This window comes from Kitasatospora sp. NPDC032150, assembly GCF_055579945.1.
The window spans coordinates 61,860-81,274 of the sequence record NZ_JBVIMH010000023.1 but is presented as its reverse complement, the minus strand read 5'-3'; the positions used below and the strand labels follow the sequence as shown (position 1 = coordinate 81,274).

At 72.2% G+C, this 19,415-nt stretch carries 13 protein-coding genes, 1 tRNA gene, 1 pseudogene and 1 riboswitch; of the genes and pseudogenes, 12 read left to right on the top strand and 3 right to left on the bottom strand.

Annotated elements, in window-relative coordinates; genetic code table 11:
- Positions 1-84: 84 nt before the first annotated feature.
- A complete protein-coding gene (murA, locus tag ACZ5ON_RS24990; protein ID WP_465596784.1) occupies positions 85-1,425 on the bottom strand; it encodes a UDP-N-acetylglucosamine 1-carboxyvinyltransferase in 1,341 nt (446 codons plus the stop codon).
- A 280-nt stretch (positions 1,426-1,705) separates the two neighbouring features.
- Here murA and ACZ5ON_RS24985 point away from each other — a divergent pair, with 280 nt between their 5' ends.
- Both ACZ5ON_RS24985 and ACZ5ON_RS24980 read left to right on the top strand, forming a co-directional pair.
- A complete protein-coding gene (locus ACZ5ON_RS24985; protein WP_465596781.1) occupies positions 1,706-2,275 on the top strand; it encodes a YqgE/AlgH family protein in 570 nt (189 codons plus the stop codon).
- Positions 2,276-2,330: 55 nt separating this feature from the next.
- Entirely contained in the window at positions 2,331-2,603 is a 273-nt protein-coding gene (locus ACZ5ON_RS24980) for a DUF3039 domain-containing protein (RefSeq protein ID WP_344636333.1), read from the top strand.
- Positions 2,604-3,052: 449 nt separating this feature from the next.
- Here ACZ5ON_RS24980 and ACZ5ON_RS24975 read toward each other — a convergent pair whose 3' ends face one another.
- Positions 3,053-3,604 carry a DUF6624 domain-containing protein gene (locus ACZ5ON_RS24975; protein WP_465596778.1) on the bottom strand — a complete coding sequence of 184 codons (552 nt, stop codon included), beginning with the start codon at positions 3,602-3,604 and terminating at the stop codon, positions 3,053-3,055.
- Positions 3,605-4,059: 455 nt separating this feature from the next.
- Here ACZ5ON_RS24975 and ACZ5ON_RS24970 point away from each other — a divergent pair, with 455 nt between their 5' ends.
- The 7 genes and pseudogenes from ACZ5ON_RS24970 to ACZ5ON_RS24940 all read left to right on the top strand — a co-directional run bounded on the left by ACZ5ON_RS24970 (position 4,060) and on the right by ACZ5ON_RS24940 (position 13,946).
- Entirely contained in the window at positions 4,060-4,926 is an 867-nt protein-coding gene (locus ACZ5ON_RS24970; RefSeq protein ID WP_465596875.1) for an FAD binding domain-containing protein, read from the top strand.
- Between the two features lie 227 nt (positions 4,927-5,153).
- Positions 5,154-5,610: pseudogene (locus ACZ5ON_RS24965) on the top strand ((2Fe-2S)-binding protein); the annotation flags it as partial.
- Between the two features lie 775 nt (positions 5,611-6,385).
- Entirely contained in the window at positions 6,386-8,722 is a 2,337-nt protein-coding gene (locus ACZ5ON_RS24960; protein ID WP_465596775.1) for a xanthine dehydrogenase family protein molybdopterin-binding subunit, read from the top strand.
- Positions 8,723-8,929: 207 nt separating this feature from the next.
- A complete protein-coding gene (locus tag ACZ5ON_RS24955) occupies positions 8,930-10,252 on the top strand; it encodes a S8 family serine peptidase (RefSeq protein WP_465596772.1) in 1,323 nt (440 codons plus the stop codon).
- A gap of 252 nt (positions 10,253-10,504) precedes the next feature.
- A complete protein-coding gene (locus ACZ5ON_RS24950) occupies positions 10,505-11,884 on the top strand; it encodes a S8 family serine peptidase (protein ID WP_465596769.1) in 1,380 nt (459 codons plus the stop codon).
- 146 nt (positions 11,885-12,030) lie between these two features.
- Positions 12,031-12,357 carry a hypothetical protein gene (locus tag ACZ5ON_RS24945; RefSeq protein ID WP_465596766.1) on the top strand — a complete coding sequence of 109 codons (327 nt, stop codon included), beginning with the start codon at positions 12,031-12,033 and terminating at the stop codon, positions 12,355-12,357.
- Positions 12,357-13,946, top strand: a complete 1,590-nt coding sequence (locus tag ACZ5ON_RS24940; protein ID WP_465596763.1) for a WXG100 family type VII secretion target — start codon at positions 12,357-12,359, stop codon at positions 13,944-13,946. The genes ACZ5ON_RS24945 and ACZ5ON_RS24940 overlap by 1 nt, the downstream gene beginning before the upstream one ends.
- A gap of 182 nt (positions 13,947-14,128) precedes the next feature.
- Here ACZ5ON_RS24940 and ACZ5ON_RS24935 read toward each other — a convergent pair.
- A tRNA-Cys gene (locus ACZ5ON_RS24935) sits at positions 14,129-14,203 on the bottom strand.
- 328 nt (positions 14,204-14,531) lie between these two features.
- A riboswitch (guanidine-III (ykkC-III) riboswitch) is annotated at positions 14,532-14,594 on the top strand.
- Between the two features lie 58 nt (positions 14,595-14,652).
- Between ACZ5ON_RS24935 and ACZ5ON_RS24930 the strand changes: the two genes are divergently transcribed.
- The 3 genes from ACZ5ON_RS24930 (at position 14,653) to ACZ5ON_RS24920 (ending at position 19,372) form a co-directional block, all read left to right on the top strand.
- Positions 14,653-14,967, top strand: coding sequence for a DMT family transporter (locus ACZ5ON_RS24930; protein ID WP_465596760.1), 315 nt, complete (start codon positions 14,653-14,655; stop codon positions 14,965-14,967).
- Between the two features lie 132 nt (positions 14,968-15,099).
- Positions 15,100-16,542, top strand: coding sequence for an MFS transporter (locus ACZ5ON_RS24925; RefSeq protein WP_465596757.1), 1,443 nt, complete (start codon positions 15,100-15,102; stop codon positions 16,540-16,542).
- 232 nt (positions 16,543-16,774) lie between these two features.
- The gene (locus tag ACZ5ON_RS24920) at positions 16,775-19,372 is read left to right on the top strand and encodes a phosphatidylglycerol lysyltransferase domain-containing protein (protein ID WP_465596754.1); all 2,598 of its coding nucleotides are present in this window, start codon (positions 16,775-16,777) and stop codon (positions 19,370-19,372) included.
- Positions 19,373-19,415: the final 43 nt, after the last annotated feature.

The window sequence follows — 19,415 nt, the reverse complement described above, 5'->3', positions numbered from 1 at the left end:
CCTCGGAGCCGCGTCCAGCACAGACGGCGATGGCCGGTCTCCCCTCGGGGAGACCGGCCATCGGTCGTTGCGGGTGCCCGGCGGTCAGAGCGCGGCGAGCTGCTCGGCGGGCAGCTCGACGTGGGCGCCGAGGTCGCGCAGCTTCGCCATGAAGTTCTCGTAGCCGCGGTTGATCAGGTCGATGCCGTGCACCGTCGAGGTGCCCTCGGCCGCCAGCGCCGCGATCAGGTAGGAGAAGCCGCCGCGCAGGTCCGGGATGACCAGCTCGGAGCCGATCAGCTTGGACGGTCCGGAGACCACCGCGGAGTGCTGGAAGTTGCGGGCGCCGAAGCGGCAGGGGGTGGCGCCCAGGCACTCGCGGTAGAGCTGGATGTGCGCGCCCATCTGGTTCAGTGCGCCGGTGAAGCCGAGCCGCGACTCGTACACCGTCTCGTGCACGATGGACAGCCCGGTGGCCTGGGTCAGCGCGACCACCAGCGGCTGCTGCCAGTCGGTCTGGAACCCGGGGTGCACGTCGGTCTCCAGGGCGATCGCCTTGAGCTCGCCGCCCGGGTGCCAGAAGCGGATGCCCTCGTCGTCGACCTCGAAGGCGCCACCCACCTTGCGGAAGGTGTTGAGGAAGGTCATCATCTCCAGCTGGCGGGCGCCCCGGACGTAGATGTCGCCCTTGGTGGCCAGCGCGGCGCAGGCCCAGGAGGCGGCCTCCAGGCGGTCCGGCAGCGCACGGTGGGTGTAGCCGTCGAGCTCGTCCACGCCGGTGATCAGGATGGTGCGGTCGGTGCCCATCGAGATGATCGCGCCCATCTTCTGCAGCACGCAGATCAGGTCGACGATCTCCGGCTCGATGGCGGCGTTGCGCAGCTCGGTGACACCCTCGGCGAGCACCGCGGTGAGCAGCACCTGCTCGGTGGCGCCGACCGAGGGGAAGGGCAGCTCGATCTTGGTGCCGTGCAGCCGCTGCGGGGCGACCAGGTAGGTGCCCTGCGGGTGCTTCTCGATGGTGGCGCCGAACTGGCGCAGCACGTCGAAGTGGAAGTCCACCGGACGGCCGCCGATGTCGCAGCCGCCGAGGCCGGGGATGAAGGCGTGGCCGAGGCGGTGCAGCAGCGGGCCGCAGAACAGGATCGGGATCCGCGAGGAGCCGGCGTGCGCGTCGATGTCCGCGACGTTGGCGCTCTCCACGTGCGAGGGGTCGAGGATGAGCTCGCCGTCCTCGTCGCCCGTGCGCACCGTCACACCGTGGAGCTGGAGCAATCCACGCACAACCTTCACATCCCGGATGTCCGGGACATTGCGCAGGCGGCTCGGGCCCTGCCCGAGCAGCGCGGCGACCATGGCCTTGGGCACCAGGTTCTTCGCGCCGCGGATCTGGATCTCGCCCTCCAGCGGGTTGCCGCCGTGGACCAGCAGGACGTCGTCGGTCATCGTTCTCGCAATCACGGGATGCCATGGGAAGGGGCAGGGGCCTGCGGTGGCGCTCTACGGGTGGCAGCAGGCACGCGGCAACCATGGCTCGATCGAGACAAGGGGCCACCACCACGTAGATGGTAATGGCCGGGCGATTGGTTCCCTTGCGCCCTATTGGTGATCGTGGCCTCTGCGGGCTCCGCATGGCGCCCGGGTTGGTCCGTACGGGTGTTCGGTGGTCATTGCGGGCTTTCGTGTTGGGCGCCCGCCGAGGCCGCAACTGCGGGATCATGTGGGCATGACACCGGCCCTCTCGCACACCGGCCGACTCCTCGTCGCGACGCCCCTGCTGACCGACCCGAATTTCGCCCGGTCGGTGGTGCTGCTCCTCGACCACGACGCGCAGGGCGCGCTCGGCGTCGTGCTCAACCGGCCGACCCCGATCGAGGTGGGCAGTGTGCTGGACGGCTGGGCGGACCTGGCCGGCCGGCCCCCGGTGGTCTTCCAGGGCGGACCGGTGGCCCTGGACTCGGCGCTCGCGGTGGCCGTGGTGCCCGGCGAGCCGGGCCAGGCCGAACCGCTCGGCTGGCGGCGGGTGCACGGGGCGATCGGCCTGGTCGACCTGGAGGCGCCGCCCGAGGTGCTGGCCGGGGAGCTGGGCGCGCTGCGGGTCTTCGCCGGGTACTCCGGCTGGTCGCCGGGGCAGCTGGAGAACGAGGTGGCCGAGGGCGCCTGGCACCTGGTCGACGTCGAGCCCGGGGACATCTCCTGCCCGGAGCCCGAGCGGCTCTGGCGCTCGGTGCTGCGCCGCCAGCGCGGCCCGCTGGCGATGCTCGCGACCTACCCGGACGACCCGACCCTGAACTGACCCGCTCCCCGGGAAGCTGGCCGCCTTCCGAGCGGCCCCCATAGACTAGGCACCCATGAGCACTCTTGAGCCCGAGCGCGGCCTCGGCACCGGCACCCTGGTCGAGCCCGTCCCCCAGGTGTCCAACGGGGACGGAGACCACGAGCGCTTCGCCCACTACGTCCAGAAGGACAAGATCATGGAGAGTGCCCTGTCCGGCACTCCCGTGGTGGCACTGTGCGGCAAGGTCTGGGTACCGGGGCGCGACCCGAAGAAGTACCCGGTCTGCCCGATGTGCAAGGAGATCTTCGACGGGATCGACAAGCCGCAGGGCGACGACCAGCAGTAGGCCGTCCCCGTTGACGCGGTGACCGGGCGAGACCGGTTACGGTCCGTGCCGGCCGAACCGCGCGGGGTAGGACGGTCCGCACGACCGGTGTTCCTGCGGATCCCGTCCCTGCCCCGCTGCGTGCTGCCCGTGCCCGGAGCGCCGAGGAGCTCCGCTCGGGCCCGCCACCACCCTGACCGCCGGAGCCGGCCCGGCGGACGTCGAGTCCTGGCTCAGGGCCACCCGCACCGCCGCCACCGTCCGCCGCTGCCCCCGGGCCCCTGGGTGCCGACGGCATCGAGCTGCGGCAGGACGCCCGATTCGGCCCGAGCGCGTACCGGCGACGGGCCCCGTGCCTGGCAGCGCCGCGCCGGCGCGGCCGGCCACCCCCTGGACGGGCCGCCGTCGGCGCTCTGACGGCGGCCGGGCGGACTTCCGTGAGTGGGGGCCGGCCTCGCCCGGGTCGGCGGCTAGCGCGGAGCGTGCCTGGCCGTGTGGACTGCGAACGGCTCGATGCCGACCTCGGCGCGCAACTCGTCCATCCGCTCGGGCTGCTCGCACGGCCACGGGACGGGGGCCCCGTCCACCACCGCGCCGATCTGGGTGCCGTAGATCTGCGGGCGGCCCTCGTTGACCAGGGTGCGGTCGTGCAGGAAGGCGAGGTCGCGGGCGTCCGCCCGGCCCTCCCGTACGGCCGCCGCCATCAGTTCGAGGGCCCGCCGCTGGATGTCCGTTCGACGGTCGGAGTGCTGGGCGATCAGCCAGGCCGCGCGGGCCGCCTCCGCGCCCACCAGGTCGGCCGTGGGCCAGCCGTACGCGTCCATGATCTGGTCCAGCCGCTCGCCGTGGCGGGCGGTCAGCCGCCGCCAGGTCAGCTGCTCGGCCAGGTCGGGGCTGTGGGCGGTGGCGACGGCGGCGTGGTCGGCGGCGGCCATCGCGGTCAGTTCGGCGGTCAGTTCGGCGGCGAGCTCGGCGAGCTCGGCGAGCTCGGCCGGGGCGGGAGGTGTTCGTCGCTGGGTCATCCGGGCTCCTCGGTACGGGGTCGGGTGCCTCCACGCTAGGTCCGCCGAATGCGACCAAGATCATCCCCGGGGACGGAGACACGGGGCGCTCGACTGGGCGAGAATTGATCCACCGGGACGGCCGGTCCCGGAGCCCGCCCGGGTGGCAGGACGTCAAGAACTGGTGACCGATCGATCCCGTTCGGACGGCATTGCGGCGGACTCCGGCCGGATTCGTCCGGGAATCGGCCGGCTTGCCCGCGCCGGCCGGGAAATGATCACCGCGCTTTGTGTGCCAGAGTTGCCCAAGCCGCACCCATCGCCCGTAACCTACGGGCCAGGCCGCACTGCCGATGGGGCTGAGACCCCGGCCGGAGGCCGCCGAGTGCTTCTCCGTCCGGAGAAAAACTCGGGGGAGGGTCAGGCAGTTTGACGAGCAAGTGGAGCACGGTGGAATCCTGGTGAACCGGACGATCATGCTGCCGGCCTCGGTCGACGAGGCCGTGGAGGCGCTGGCAGTCACCCCCGGCGCGGTGCCGGTGGCCGGGGCCACCGACCTGATGGAGGCGGTCAACGCCGGACGGCTCCGCCCGGCCGCGCTGGTCGGCCTCGGCCGGATCACCGAGCTGCGCGGCTGGCGCTACGAGGACGGCGGCACCGCTGTCCTGGGTGCCGGCCTCACCCACGCCCGGATGGACCGCCCCGACTTCGCCGCGCTCATCCCCGCCCTCGCCGACGCCGCCCGTACCGCAGGACCCCCGCAGGTCCGCAACGTGGGCACGCTGGGCGGCAACATCGCCACCGCCGCGTCCGCCGGCGACACCCTCCCCGTCCTCACCGTGCTGGAGGCGACCGCCACCCTGGCCGGCGCCGGCGGCACCCGCGAGGTCCCGATCAGCCACCTGCTCACCGGACTCGACCCGCTGCGCCCGGGCGAACTGCTCACCTGGGTCCGGGTCCCGCTGCTGCACGCCCCGCAGGTCTTCCTCAAGGCCACCAACCGCAGCGGTCCCGCCCGCGCCACCGTCTCCGTCGCCCTGGTCCTCGATCCCGCCCGGCGCGCCGTGCGCTGCGCGGTCGGCGCCGTCGCCCCGGTGCCGCTGCGGCCGTTGGAGGCCGAGGCCTGGGTCGCCGGCTGCATCGACTGGGACGCCAGGGGCGCGGAGGGCGTGGTCCCGATCGACCCGGCGGCGGCCGCCGCCTTCGGCGAGTACGTGGCCGCGGCCTGCATCCCCGACGGTGCGCTGGTCGCCGGCCCGGAGGGGGCGGGCGCGGTGGCCGTACGGCTGCGGCGTACCGTATCGGTGCTGGCCCGACGGGCACTGGGAAGGGCGCTGAAGTGACGACGACAGACCCGATCGACTCCGGCTCGGTCGGACTCGACTCCACGGGGGCCGGTGCGGCCGGGGCCGACCCGCTGGGCACCGGCGCGCCCGTTGCCGCCGCGCTCGATCCGCTGGGCGTCGATCCGCTGGGCGGCGGTGTGCCGGCCGGTGCTCCGCTGGATGTCGACCCGCTCGGCGCCGATCCGCTCGGTCCCGGCGTGGTGGAGTACGGCGGCAACGGCCGGCCCTGCGCCTCGTACACCCTGCGCGTCAACGGCTTCGAACGGCCCGTCACCGACGCCTGGATCGGCGAGAGCCTGCTCTACGTGCTGCGTGAGCGCCTCGGCCTGGCGGGGGCCAAGGACGGCTGCGAGCAGGGCGAGTGCGGCGCCTGCTCGGTGCTGGTGGACGGTCAACTGGTGGCCGGCTGCCTGGTGCCCGCCGCGCTGGCCTCCGACAGCGAGATCGCCACGGTGGAGGGCCTCTCGGCGGGCGGCGCCGCCAGCGACGTGCAGCAGGCGCTCGCCGACTCGGGCGCCGTCCAGTGCGGCTACTGCACCCCCGGCCTGGCCATGGCCGTGCACGACCTGCTGCAGCGCAACCACCGGCCCAGCGAGATCGAGGCCCGCCAGGCGCTCTGCGGCAACCTCTGCCGTTGCACCGGCTACCGGGGTGTCCTCACCGCCGTGCAGGCGGTCGCCGAGGCGCGCGGTGCCGAGGAGGAACTCGCCGAGGAGGCCGCTGCCCCGGCCGAGGTGCCGGTGGCCGCCGACTCGGAAGGGGCCGCCACCGAGCCGCCCGCCGAGTCAGTCCCGGCCGAGGTCCCGGTCGCGGACGGCGGGCTCGCCCAGGCGACGGCGACGCAGCCGGTGCCCGTCCAGCCCGACCCCGCCCGGTCGGGAACCGCCCAGCAGGGGACCGCCCAGCCGGGGATCCAGCCCGGGACCGCCCAGCCCGTCGCCGACCTGCCCGCGCAGACCGGGGAGCTGCCGGTCTACGCCGACGCCGCGGCCTGGGTGGAGGCCGAGCCCTGGGTGGGGGCCGAGCCCTGGGTGGAAGCCGAGCCCTGGGTGGAGGCCGAGGTGCAGTACCCCGTCGAGCCCACCAGCGTCGGCAGTGGGGTCGGCATCGACTACGGCACCACGACCACGCACCAGACCGGTGTCTACGAGCCGTACCCCGGCTACACCGCCACCCCGCCGCACGGCACGCCGTACGACCCCGGCTACGAGACCCAGCCCTCGTACCAGGCCCCCTACGACGCGTCGTACGACACCGCCTACGGCCAGAGCCACTACGAGGCCGCCCCGGCCCACGGCGCGGCGATGGACGGCGGGCTCTACGAGAACGTGCCCGCCCACGGCACCCCGTACGTCCCGGCTCCCGCGCACGGCACCCCCTTCGCGGAAGGCGCCCCCGTCTACGAGGGCTACGACGGCAGCACCCCCGCCCACGGCATCCGCGAGGACGACCACGCATGAGTTCGCCGACCGACATCTCCTCGCCGACCGACCTGTCCGCGGTCGCCACCGAGGAGCCGAAGGACGCCGAGCCCTTCGGCCTCGGTAGCCCCGCCCTGCGCACCGACGCGCTCCCCAAGGCGCTCGGCATCTACCCCTACGCCGCCGACCTGTGGGCCGAGGGACTGCTCTGGGGCGCCGTGCTGCGCTCGCCGCACCCGCACGCGCGGATCGTCGCCATCGACACCGCCCCCGCGCTCGCCCTCCCCGGCGTGCACGCCGTGGTCACCGCCGCCGACCTGCCGCCGTGCCCCGAGGGCACCCCCGACGGCGCACCGTCCGGACCGTTCACCGCCGACCGGCCGGTCCTCGCCTGCGGCGTGGTCCGCCACCACGGCGAGCCGGTGGCCGCCGTCGCCGCCGACCACCCCGACACCGCGCGCCTCGCCGCCGCCTCGATCGTGGTCGAGTACGAGCTGCTGGAAGCGGTCATCGACCCCGAGCAGTCCTTCAACGTCCCGCCGCTGCACCCGGACGGCAACCTCTTCCGGCACATCCCGCTGCGCACCGGCGACCCGGAGGCCGTCGGCGAGGTCGTCGTCGAGGGCCTCTACCAGGTCGGCCGGCAGGACCCGGCCCCGCTCGGCTCCGAGGCGGGACTCGCCGTGCCCCGGCCCGACGGCGGCGTCGAACTCCACCTCTCCTCCACCGACCCGCACGGCGACCGCGACCGCACCGCCGCGTGCCTGGGCATCGAGCCCGACCGGGTCCGCCTGGTGGTCACCGGCGTCCCCGGCGCCACCAGCGACCGCGAGGACCTCTCCTTCCAGGTCACCCTGGCGCTGCTCGCGCTGCGCACCGGCCGGCCGGTGAAGATGGTCCTCACCCGCGAGGAGTCCTTCCACGCCCACACCAGCCGCCACCCGGCGCTGCTGCGCTACCGCCACCACGCGGACGCCGAGGGCAAGCTGGTCAAGGTCGAGGCCCAGATCCTGCTGGACGGCGGCGCGTACGCCGACGTCTCCGCCGAGGCGCTGGCCGCCGCCGCGGCCTTCTCGGTCGGCCCGTACGTCTGCCCCAACGTCCTCGTGGACGCCTGGGCGGTACGCACCAACAACCCGCCGGCCGGCCGGATGCGCGGCGAGGGCGCCCTGCAGACCTGCTTCGCGTACGAGTCCCAGCTCGACCAGCTCGCCGTGCAGCTGGGCATCGACCCGCTGGAGATCCGCCGCCGCAACGCCATGGCCACCGGCGACCCGATGCCCACCGGACAGGCCGTCACCTGCCCGGCCCCGGTCGCCGCCCTGCTCGACGCCATCGCCGAGTCCCCGCTGCCCGCCCTGCCCCTGGACGACCCCGAGGCCGAGTGGCTGCTCCCCGGCGGTCCCGGCGGCGCGGGCGACCCGGCCGCCGTCCGGCGCGGCATCGGCTACGCGGTCGGCATGGTGCACATGCTCGGCGCCGAGGGCGAGGACGAGGTCTCCACCGCCACCGTCCGGGTCAGCGGCAACCACGCGACCGTGATCTGCGCGGCGGTCGACGTCGGCCAGGGCTTCGCCACCCTGGCCCGGCAGATCGTGCAGTCGGTGCTGGGCGTCTCCGAGGTCTACGTCGCCCCGGTCGACAGCGACCAGTCGGTCGCCGGACCGTCCGCGCGCGGCCGGCACACCTGGGTCTCCGGCGGCGCGGTGGAGCGGGCCGCCCTGATGGTGCGCCACCAGCTGCTCCAGCCGATCGCCGCCAACTTCGGCATGTCGGTCGAACTGCTCACGATCGCCGACGGCAAGATCACCTCCTACGACGGCGTCCTGGGCATGCCCGTCAGCGAGGCCCTGGAGGGCAAGGAGCTCTGGGCCACCGCCCAGTGCCGCCCCCACCCGACCGAACCGCTCAACGAGTCGGGCCAGGGCGACGCCTTCGTCTCCATCGCCTTCTGCGCCATGCGGGCCGTGGTGGACGTCGACATCGAACTGGGTGCGGTCCGGGTCGTCGACGTGACGGTCGCCCAGGACGTGGGCCGCGCCCTGAACCCGCGCCAGATCGAGGACCGCATCGAAGCCGCCGTCGCCCACGGCGTCGGCCTCGCCCTGCTGGAGAACCTCCGCACCGAGAACGGCCGCATCCTCAACGCCTCCCTCACCGGCTACCGCCTCCCGACGGCCCTGGACACCCCCGACGTCCGGATCGCCGCACTGCTCGAAGAACGCGACGTCGTCGCCACCTTCGGCGCCAAGGCGGTCAGCGCGGTACCGGCCGTGGTCGCACCGGCCGCCGTGGCCGCGGCAGTTCGGGCGGCCACCGGGCTGCCGGTCGGCCGGCTGCCGATCCAGCCGGAGGACGCGATCGTCGGCTGACGGGGCGGGGCCTCACGGGACGGCTGACGCCGGTTACTGACGGGGCCTGCCCGCATCCGTCCGTCGGGCTCTGGATACGATCGATCGGCTGTCTGCCTGCCTGCGTCGGTGGTTTGCCGGCCGTGCGGACGGCATCGGGTGTTCTGCCGACGGGGGACGGGGCGGGGAGTGGTGGGGCTCAGCAGGACTGTGCGCGTACTGGGGGCCGTGACTGCGGCCGGAGGACTTCTTCTGGTGGGGGCGCCGGTCGCGAGCGCGGACTACGTCCGCGACGGGCAGTGGGCGAACAAGGAGTTCGACCTTCAGAAGGTCTGGTCGGTCAGCAAGGGCGACGGGGTTGTCGTCGCGGTTATCGACAGTGGCGTGGATGCGAGCCACCAGGACCTGTCAGGGCAGGTCCTGGACGGCTACGACCCGAGCGACAGAGGGCTCAACACCCATCCCACGGACCCTCACGGCACCGCGATGGCCGGGCTGATTGCCGCACACGGTCACGGTAGCGGGGATGGCGTCGTCGGTCTGGCGCCGGGTGCCAAGATTCTTCCGATCTACAAGTCGACGGCGCAGGATGCCGACAACGTACCCGAGGACATCAAGTGGGCTGTTGATCACAAAGCCAAGGTGATCAACCTTTCGCTGGGCAGCCCTATCCGGAATCCGAAGCTAGCGGATGCAGTCGCGTATGCCGCCAAGAACGATGTCCTCGTGGTCGCCGCGGCTGGCAATGAAGGCGGGCCAGTGGCCTCGCCGGCAAACGAACCAGGCGTGTTGGCGGTTGGGGCAGTAGACAAGAACAATGCCATCTGGAGCATGTCGGACTATGGCCCGGAGGTAGTGCTCTCGGCCCCTGGTATCCGTATCGTCAGTACCGGTCCGTGTAACAGCAACCAGTACTGCATCGGAGACGGCACTTCTGATGCGGCAGCCTACGTGTCCGGAGCCGCTGCACTGGTCCGGGCCAAGTTCCCGAAGCTGACGGCTGGACAGGTCGCCAACCGGTTGGTGAAGTCGGCCTATGTCCCGCCGTCACTACAGGGCGCCAAGTTGCCCGATCGGCACTATGGTTACGGCATCGTCCGGCCGTACGAGGCGCTCACCCAGGACATCCCCGAAGGCCCGGCGCAGGGCCCGCTGGCCAAGCCTGCTGGCGCCGAGGACGCGGGCGGCGGTGGTCAGGCTGCTGGCATGGCGTCCCCTGGCGCGACGAATCCCGGATCCACTAACCGGTCGCTGACCGGCGGGTCTTCCTCGCACTCCAAGGCCGTCATTGTCCTTGCGGCTGTCGGCGGCGGCATCGTGCTCCTGATCGCGCTGGTCGTGGTGATCGCGATGGTGTCCCGTCGCCGGAACTCCGTTCAGAGCCAGGCAGGTCAGGCACCGTATGGCGCTCAGCAGCACTACGGCGCTCCGCCTGCCTGGCCGCAGCAGATGCAGCCGCCGTACGGCAATCAGGTCCCGCCAACCGGCTATCCGCCCCAGCAGCCGCACCAGGGAAACCCGTACTACGGACAGGGCGGGACCCATCCCTAATCCTTCGCATGCTGGGGTCAATTGGGCATGTGGGGCCGGCTTGCTTCGTAGCGGGGGCATGTGAGGTTGCGGCGCCGTCAGCTGTCGGGTGGTCTGGTCGTGATGGACCAACTTCGGCGTGCAGAAGCGGTGCAGAGGCGCGGGGCCCTGCCCGAGTCGGCAAGTCGGGCGATACGATCGATGTGCCGTCTGCTTGTACTTGCGCCGTACGAGCGGACATCGGATGCCTACTGACGGGGTGACGGGGAAGCGATGACGCTCAGCAGGACCATGCGCGCACTCGGCGCCACGACACTGGCCGGTGGCCTTCTTCTGACCGCCACGCCGGTCGCGAGCGCGGATCAGATCCGAGACGCGCAGTGGGTGAACCAGGAGTTCGACTTGGCGAAGGTCTGGTCGGTGAGCAGGGGGGACGGCGTCAAAGTTGCGGTCATCGACGGCGGCGTGGATGGCAGTCACCCGGATCTGACCGGCCAGGTCGTGGACAGCTATGACCCGAGCGGCACGGGTGAAGCGACCCATCCGACCGACGCGCATGGAACCAGCATGGCCAGCATGATCGCAGGCCATGGCCATGGAAGTGGGAACAGCGAGGGCGTGGTCGGCCTGGCCCCGGGGGTAAAGCTCCTGTCGATTTACAAGGGAACCGCAGGCCACAAGAGCGCGGACGCCGAGGATATCCGTTGGGCCGTGGATCATGGCGCCAAGATCATCAATATGTCGATCGGCGGTCAGCAAGAAGATCCCAAGACAGACGATGCCGTGGCTTATGCGGCAGCCCACGACGTCCTGATCGTTGCCGCAGCTGGTAATAGCGGTGTGACCCCTGTCGAGTATCCGGCGAAGACTCCAGGCATCCTTGCAGTTGGCGCGACAGATAAGAATCGTGCGATCTGGGCGCAGTCCAACTACGGCCCGGAAGTTCTGCTGTCAGCTCCCGGGGTGGAGGTTCTCGGAGCCGGAAGTTGCGACGGCAGCCAGTACTGTATGGGAGACGGCACTTCGGGTGCCACCGCCTATGTCTCTGCGGCAGCGGCCTTGGTTCGTGCCAAATTCCCCAAGCTGTCGGCTGGTCAGGTGGCCAATCGGCTGGTGAAGTCGGCCTATGTTCCGCCGTCGCTGCAAGGCACCAAGTTGCCTGACCAGCACTACGGTTACGGCATTGTCCGCCCGTACGAGGCGCTCACCCAGGACATCCCGGACGGTCCGGCGCGGGGTCCGCTAGCCGCGCCTGTGGGCACAAACGGCGCGGGCAGCGGCAATCAGACACCTGCTGCGTCGTCTCCTAGTGCGGCTGACCCTGGGGCGGCTGGACAACCGCCAACCGTCGGGTCGGCGCACTCAAAGGCCTCCACCGTCATCTTTGCTTCTGGCGCCGGTGTTGTGCTGCTGGTTGTGGTGATTGCGGTGATCGTGGCGGTGGCCCGTCGTAATAAGCCCGTTCAGAGGCAGGCCCCCTACGGTGTTCAGCAGCAGTACGGTGGCGCGCCCTCCTGGCCGCAGCAGGCGCAACCGCCGTACCCGAGCCAGCCTCAGCCGCCCTATGGCAACCAGGTTCCGCCACCTGGCCATCCGCCCCAGCAGCCGTACCAGAACAACCCGTACGGACAAGGCGGGAACCAGCAGCGCTGAGGGTGTGTCAGCCGCTCTCGGGCAAGCGCTACCATCGAACGCCCTAGCTATCGAGCTGCTGTCTGCGAGCTAGGGCACCATCACCACCACCCGCCGGAGCCAGTGCCAGACGGGGAAGCATCGACACTCCAGGGGGAGAGAGCCGTATGTCCGACGGATTCCGGGTCAATACCGATGAGTTGGAGGCGGTGGTCAAGCGATTGCGAGCACTCCAGCAGAACCTTGGCCAGACCGCCAACAAGTCCAAGTACAACACCGTCGTAGCCCGCTCGGACTTCGGCGGCGACTTTCACGAGGCGCAGGGTTTGTATGCGGCGCATGACCAGGTTCAGCAGTTCCTGGCGAGGATGACCGCTGACTTGGACTCCCTGATCAACGAGTTCGGGGACAAGACGAAAACGGTGACCGACGCGTACCGCAACACCGACGAGCAGTACGTCGCGACCATGCGGAAGCAGGAGGGGCAGGTCTGATGGCTGCGGAGAACACGCCCAAGACTGACTTCGAGAACTTCGGCTTCAAGCCGCTCAAGCACATGCTCGAGATCTCCAATTCGGGGCGGCTCAAGGAGGTCGCCGATCACTGGAAGAGCGTGCAGGAGGAGCTGAACGCCGCTGCGGCCGACCTTCAGCAGGCGGTGCAGCACGCGAGCCAGAACTGGGAGGGCGCGGCATCGCAGGCCTTCGTCGGCCGGGCGAATCAGATCCAGGCCAACCTGACGAACACGGCAGCTCACGCCGGCAGCACCTCCAACGCGATGCACTTCGCCGGGACGGCGCTTGAGACGGCTGCCACCAGCATGAAGGGGCTCCATGAGCCCAGCACGATCGACAGCGGGCTGAAGTTCGTCGGCGATATGGGCGACCGTTCCGACGCGCAGTTCAAGGCCGATGTCGCGGGTGGCATGGACCGTTCTGCCGCGCTTCAGAAGAACTACGACCAACTGTCGGCGGGCGAGGTCGCGCACCAGAACGCGATCATCGTCATGGAGTACATCGGTAAGCAGTACAACCAGGCTTCCGGGTGGCTGACACCCCCGGACGATGAAGGAGGAGGCCGGGAGAAGCAGCGCGGCTTCCCCCCGCCGCCCTCCAACCCCGCCCCCGTCGGCGTAGGCCCCGAGCCCATGCCCACCCTCCCGAACCCGCACTCGCCGAGCTCCGGCGGTCCGGGTGGTCCCGGTTGGACGGGGCCGGGCGGTGGTCCGGGTGGGCACGTCCCGGGTGGGCCCGGTCTGCCGGATCCGAACATCCCGGCGCCGCCGTCCCCGGGGCACCCCGGTGGGCCGGGGCATCCGGGTGGGCCGGGGATGCCAGGGATGCCGGGTGTGCCGGGGCCGGGTCTGCCGGACCCGACCACTCCGCCGAGCCACACCGGGATCGACTCGCTCCCGCCCACGCCCACTCTGCCCCAGCCGGGCACCGGTGGTCTGCCGGGCGGCGGCGGTGGCACCGGTGGTCTGCCGGGCGGCGGCGGTGGCCTCGGTGGTGGCGGCCTCGGCGGCGGCGGTGGCCTCGGCGGTGGTGGCCTCGGCGGTCTGCCGGGTGGTCTCGGCGGCGGTGGTCTCGGTGGCCTCGGCGGCGGGACCCTCCCGACCGGAGGCGGCCGTACCGGTGGTACGGCCGGCGGTCTGGGTGCCGGGTCGGGCGCGGGCCGCGGCGCGGCCGGCGGCACCGGTGCGGGCGGGGGCGCGGCCGGCGGTGCCGGCGGGACCCAGGGCCGTCCCGGCATGCCCGGTATGGGCGGAGCGCACGCAGGCGGTGCCGGCGGCAAGGGCGCGGGCGGCGGCAAGAGCGGTCCGGGTCTGGTCCGTCGGGCCGGCGGCACGGTGGGCGGAGCCCGTTCGGGCAGCGCGAGCGGCCGGAGCTTCACCGAGGGCGGTTCAGGTCTGGGCAAGGCGCGCGCCAACGGCCAGCAGGGCGCGGCCGGAGCCCACGGGGCTCCCGGCAGTGGGGCGGCCAACAAGAAGAAGGGCAAGAACGGCAACCGCCCGGACTACCTCGTCGAGGACGAGGACACCTGGCGTACCGGAGGAGCGGCCAACCCGCCGGTCATCGAGTAGCCGTCGTCCGTAGGACCGAACCGTGGGGCGTTCTCCAGCCGGAGAACGCCCCACGGGCGTTTCCGACGATCGGCGAGGAATCGATGCGGGTCGTCGTTTGAGGCGGGGGTGAAACCCTCCGCCCTGATAGGGAGAAATGCCGAATGGCCGACCGGCGTGAAATTCCGATCGGCAATTCGAAATGGAGGCCATGACGGGAATCGAACCCGTGTGAACCGCTTTGCAGGCGGGTCCCTAAACCACTCGGGCACACGGCCGTGAACAGCAACGGAACGGACTCCGCAGCCGCAGTGCAGGGGGGAACGGGGAACGCTCAGGCCTGGCGGCCGAGGCGACGACTGCCGAGGCGACAGCGGTCGGGGCAGTAACGGTCGGGGCGACAACAGTCGGGAGCGGCGCAGGGGCGGGGCGTCCGGGTGGTCGCCGTCCTCCTGTTCATGGCCTGCTCCTCTCGCGCTGTGCGGTGTCGCCAGTGGCCTCCGAATCGATCGGAGCGCCCGTCGGTGAATTCATTTTACGGGGAGGCCGGCGGTGGGCGTCAATATCCGAATATGAATTCTGTGTTTCGTCGTGTGCTACCGTCGGGGACAGGTGAGTTGATCGCCCCGGACGAGGCGCGTCGTACCCGGTATGACAAGACGGCGCAGTAATCGCGGCAGAGCCAGGTCGGGCTCGGCCGTCCACTGCTGCGGAGGAGAGTCCGGTCATGGCCTGGGTGGTGCTGATCGTCGCCGGTGCGCTGGAGACGGTGTGGGCGGTGGCGCTGGAGGCGTCCAGGGGGTTCTCGCGGCCGGTGCCGAGCCTGGTGTTCGCGCTGGGGCTGGCGCTGAGCATGGGCGGACTGGCGTGCGCGATGCGGAGCATCCCGCTCGGGACGGGGTACGCGGTGTGGGTGGGGATCGGCGCGGTCGGCACGGCGCTGTACGGGATGGCGGTCATGGGGGACGCGGTGACGACGGCCCGGGTGACCTGTCTGGTGCTGATCCTCGGTGGCGTGGTCGGGCTGAAGGTCCTGCACTGACGCCTACGCCGGCAGCGGCTCTCCGGGCCGGGGCAGGCCCGATGACCGGCGGCGGTCCTAGGACCGATGGGGGAGGCGCCCGGGACCGAAAGTCAGGAGTAAATCGGGTAATAGGCACTTACCATGATGGGCATGACCTCGGCCCCCACCACCTCCGCGACCTCGTCCATACCCACCCCGACAGCCGAACCGGACACCGGAGGCGTGCTCAGCGGCCCGTACCGGGCACTGACCCTGGGGATCGTCTCGGTCGTGCTGCTGCTGGCCTTCGAGGCGACGGCGGTGAACACCGCGATGCCGGTGGCGGCCCGTCAGCTCGACGGCCTCGGCCTGTACGCCTTCGCCTTCTCCGGCTACTTCACCAGCACGCTGTTCGCGCTGGTGGTGTCCGGTCAGTGGTGCGACCGCCGGGGGCCGATGGGGCCGCTGTTCTCCGGGATCGCGGTGTTCGGGGCCGGCCTGGTGGTGGCGGGCACGGCGGCCAACATGTGGCTGTTCGTCGCGGGCCGGGCGATCCAGGGGCTCGGCGGCGGGCTGGTGATCGTCGCGCTGTACGTGGTGGTCGGACGGGCGTTTCCCGAGCGGCTGCGGCCTTCGGTGTTCGCGGCGTTCTCGGCGGCCTGGGTGCTGCCCTCCATCCTCGGCCCGGCGGTCTCCGGGGCGGTGACCCAACAGCTGGGCTGGCGCTGGGTGTTCCTCGCCGTGCCGGTGCTGATCCTGCTGCCGCTGGTGGTGATGGGACCGGCGCTGCGGCGCAGTGAGCGCGCGCAGCGCGAGCTGGAGACGGCGCCGGGCCCGGAGTTCGACCGGCGGCGTTCGGCGCTCGCCGCGATGGCCGCGCTCGGGGCGGGCCTGCTGCAGTACGCGGGCCAGCGGTTGGACCTGCCGGGGCTGATCCCCGCCCTGGCGGGGGCGGGGCTGCTGCTGCCGGCCGTGCTGCGGCTGCTGCCCGCGGGCACGCTGCGGGCGGCGCGCGGACTGCCGGCGGTGATCCTGCTGCGCGGGGTGGCGGCGGGGGCGTTCTTCGCGGCGGAGGCCTTCATCCCGCTGATGATGGTGACCCAGCGGGGTCTGAGCCCGACGATGGCCGGGCTGACCCTGACCAGCGGCGGGCTCTCCTGGGCGTTGGGTTCGTGGCTGCAGGGCCGGCCGGGCGTCCAGCAGCACCGGGAGGCGATGATCCGGCTCGGCTTCGTGCTGACGGCCGTGGCGATCGCGAGCACGGCGCTGGTGCTGGTACCGGCTGTCCCGGCCTGGGCGGCGGCGGTGGCCTGGGCCGTCGGCGGGCTGGGCATGGGCCTGACGGTGGCGAGCGTCAGCGTGCTGATGATGAAGCTGTCCGCTCCCGAGGAGGCCGGTGCCAACTCGGCCTCGCTGCAGATGAGCGACGCGCTGGGCAACGTCCTGCTGATCGGCCTGTCCGGGGTGCTCTTCGCCGGCCTGGGCGGCGGCTCGGTGGCGGCGGCCCAGGACTCGCCGGTACCGGCCTCGGCGTTCGCGGTGATCTTCCTGGTGATGACCGGGGTGGCGCTGTTCGGCGCGCTGGTCTCGGGCCGGGTACGGGCCGGGGCCTGAGCGGGCGGGGCGCACCCCGGCGCGAGCCGGGCCCCGGGTGCGCGGCGTCAGGTGTAGCGGCGTCAGGTGTAGATGTCGGCTCGCCCGGCCGGACCAGCGGCCGGCCGGGACTGCGGCCAGGGGTGGTGGAGCGGGCCCGGCCGCGGCGGCCCATAGGATCGGTGGCCCGCGAAACCGCAGGGCCGCCGGAGCGCGGTGGCCCGCGTCCAGCACGCCCGGAGGTGCGCCCGTCATGTGGCACTCGGTACTCGACGCTTACCGGGAACGGATCGTCGAGGCCGGTCGCCAGCCGCTCTTCCTGCTGCTGCTCGGGCTGATCGGCTCGTTCCTGTTCATCCGCTTCAGCGTCCGGATGATCCGGCGCGGCACCAGCTGGTGGCCGGGCAACGTCACCCCGGGCGGACTGCACATCCACCACGTGGTGTTCGGCCAGGCGCTGATGCTGGTCTGCGGGGTCGGCGCCTTCACCGTCCGGGGCGACGGCGGGGTGCTGCGCGAGGTGATGGCGACCGGCTTCGGGATCGGCTGCGGCCTGGTGCTGGACGAGTTCGCCCTGGTGCTGCACCTGGAGGACGTCTACTGGAGCGAACAGGGCCGAAAGTCGGTGGACGCGGTGATCATCGCGGTGGCGATGATCGGGCTGCTGCTGTTCGGCGCACTGCCGCTGGGCGGCTTCTCCGGGCACCTGACGCTCGGCCAGCTGGCGCTCGCCGCACTGGTGCTGCTGGTGGTGGTGGTCAGCCTGTTCAAGGGCAAGATCTTCACCGGCCTGCTCGGGGTGATGGTCTGGCCGCTGGCCCTGGTCGGGGCCGTCCGGCTGGCCAGGCCGCGCAGCCCGTGGGCCCGCTGGCGGTACCGCTCGCGACCCAAGCGGATGGCGCGGGCCGAGCGCCGCGACGCCCGGATCCACCAGCGCCTGGAGGCGGTCAAGCTCTCCTTCTACAACGTGCTGGCCGGCGCGCCCGACGTGGTCGCCGCCCCGCCGGTCGAACCGCCGGTGGCGGAGGCCGTCGCACCGGTGGCGGAGCCCACCGCCTCGTACGCGCCGGGACCGGTGCCCGCCTGGCGCGGACGCTGCGTCGCGTTCGCCGAGTGGTACCTGCGGATCGCCGCCCTGCTCAACCTGGTGACCGGGCTCATCGCGCCGTTCCGCAACCGGGTGCACCGGGCCAACACCGGCGAGTTCTTCACCCCGGTGCTGATGACCGCCGGGTTCACCGCCGCGCTGTTCGCCGGGCTGCTCGCGCTGATGCTGCGCCGCCGCAAGCGGGCCGCGTGGACCGTCGCGACCACCGTGGTCGCCGGGTACGCGGTGCTGATCGCGCTCGCCCTGGCCGTCGCCCCCGAGGACCGCTCGCACCCCTTCAACTGGGGCTCGGCCACCCTCACCGCCGCCGTACTGGCCGCCCTGCTGCTCGGCCGGCCGGCCTGCCGGGTGCGCGGCGAGCGGGGCAACACCGTGCTCGGGCTGGCGGTGCTGCTGGTCGGCGGGGCCGCGGTCACCGCGATCGGCGCCGCCCTGGTACGGGTCGGCTACGCCGGGGCGGCACCCGGCTGGGGCGACAGCGCGGTCTACGTACTGCTCCGACTGGTCACCCTGTCCGGGCTCGTCGAGTACTCCGACCTCGACGTGCCCGGCTGGGTCGCGCTGACCGTCAACGTCCTCGGCGCGGCACTGCTGGTGCTCACCATCCGGGTCTTCTTCCGCTCGCCGCGCAGCCGGGTGCATCTGGAGCCCGAGGACGAGCGGCGGCTGCGCGCCCTGCTGGAGCGGCACGGCGGCCGGGACTCGCTCGGCTACTTCGCACTGCGCCGGGACAAGTCGGTCTGCTGGTCGCCCTCGGGCAAGGCGGCCGTGCTCTACCGGGTGGTCAACGGCGTCGCGCTGGCCTCCGGCGATCCGGTCGGCGACCCGGAGGCCTGGCCGCAGGCGATCGCCCGCTGGCGCGAGGAGGTCCGCGACCACGCCTGGGTGCCCGCGGTGACCGGCGCCGGCGAGCAGGCGGGGATCGTCTACCGGCGGGAGGCGGGCCTGCGGGCACTGGAGTTCGGCGACGAGGCGGTGGTCGAGGTGGAGGGCTTCACCCTGGCCGGCCGCTCGATGCGCACGCTCCGGCAGTCCCACCAGCGGGTGGCCAGGGCCGGCTACCGGGCCGTCATCCGCCGCCACCGGGACATCCCGGTCGAGGAGCTCACGGCGCTCGCCAGGCTCGCCGACGCGTGGCGGCACGGCCGGAGCGAGCGCGGCTTCTCGATGGCGCTCGGCCGCCTCGCCGACCCGGCCGACGGCGACTGCCTGCTGATCGAGTGCCGGGACGAGCACGACCGCACCAACGCCCTGCTCAGCTTCGTCCCGTGGGGATCGCACGGCCTCTCGCTGGACCTGATGCGCCGTGACCGGGAGGCCGACAACGGGCTGGTGGAGTTCATGGTCGCCGAGCTGCTGACCCGCGCGGCGGCGGGCGAGCTGCCCGTCACCCGGGTCTCACTGAACTTCGCGATGTTCCGGTACGTCTTCGAGCACGGCGCCCGGATCGGCGCGGGCCCGGTCCTGCGGCTCTCCCGCACCGTGCTGCGCTTCCTCTCCCGCTGGTGGCAGCTGGAGTCGCTCTACCGCGCCAACGCCAAGTACCAGCCCGTCTGGGAGCCGCGCTTCCTGCTGTACGAGAAGTCGTCCGAACTGCCCGCCGTCGCGCTGGCCAACGCGCTGGCAGAGGGGTTCCTGACCCGGCCCCGGCTGCGCCGCTCGGCCGGCGAGGGACGGGAGTCGCTCGCCCGTTCGGCGCAGGTCGTTCCCGGCACTTCGACTGACCGCGGGTCAGCACGCTGACCTGCGTCCATCACCCGGGACCCGGTCGAACGGCGGGCCCGGA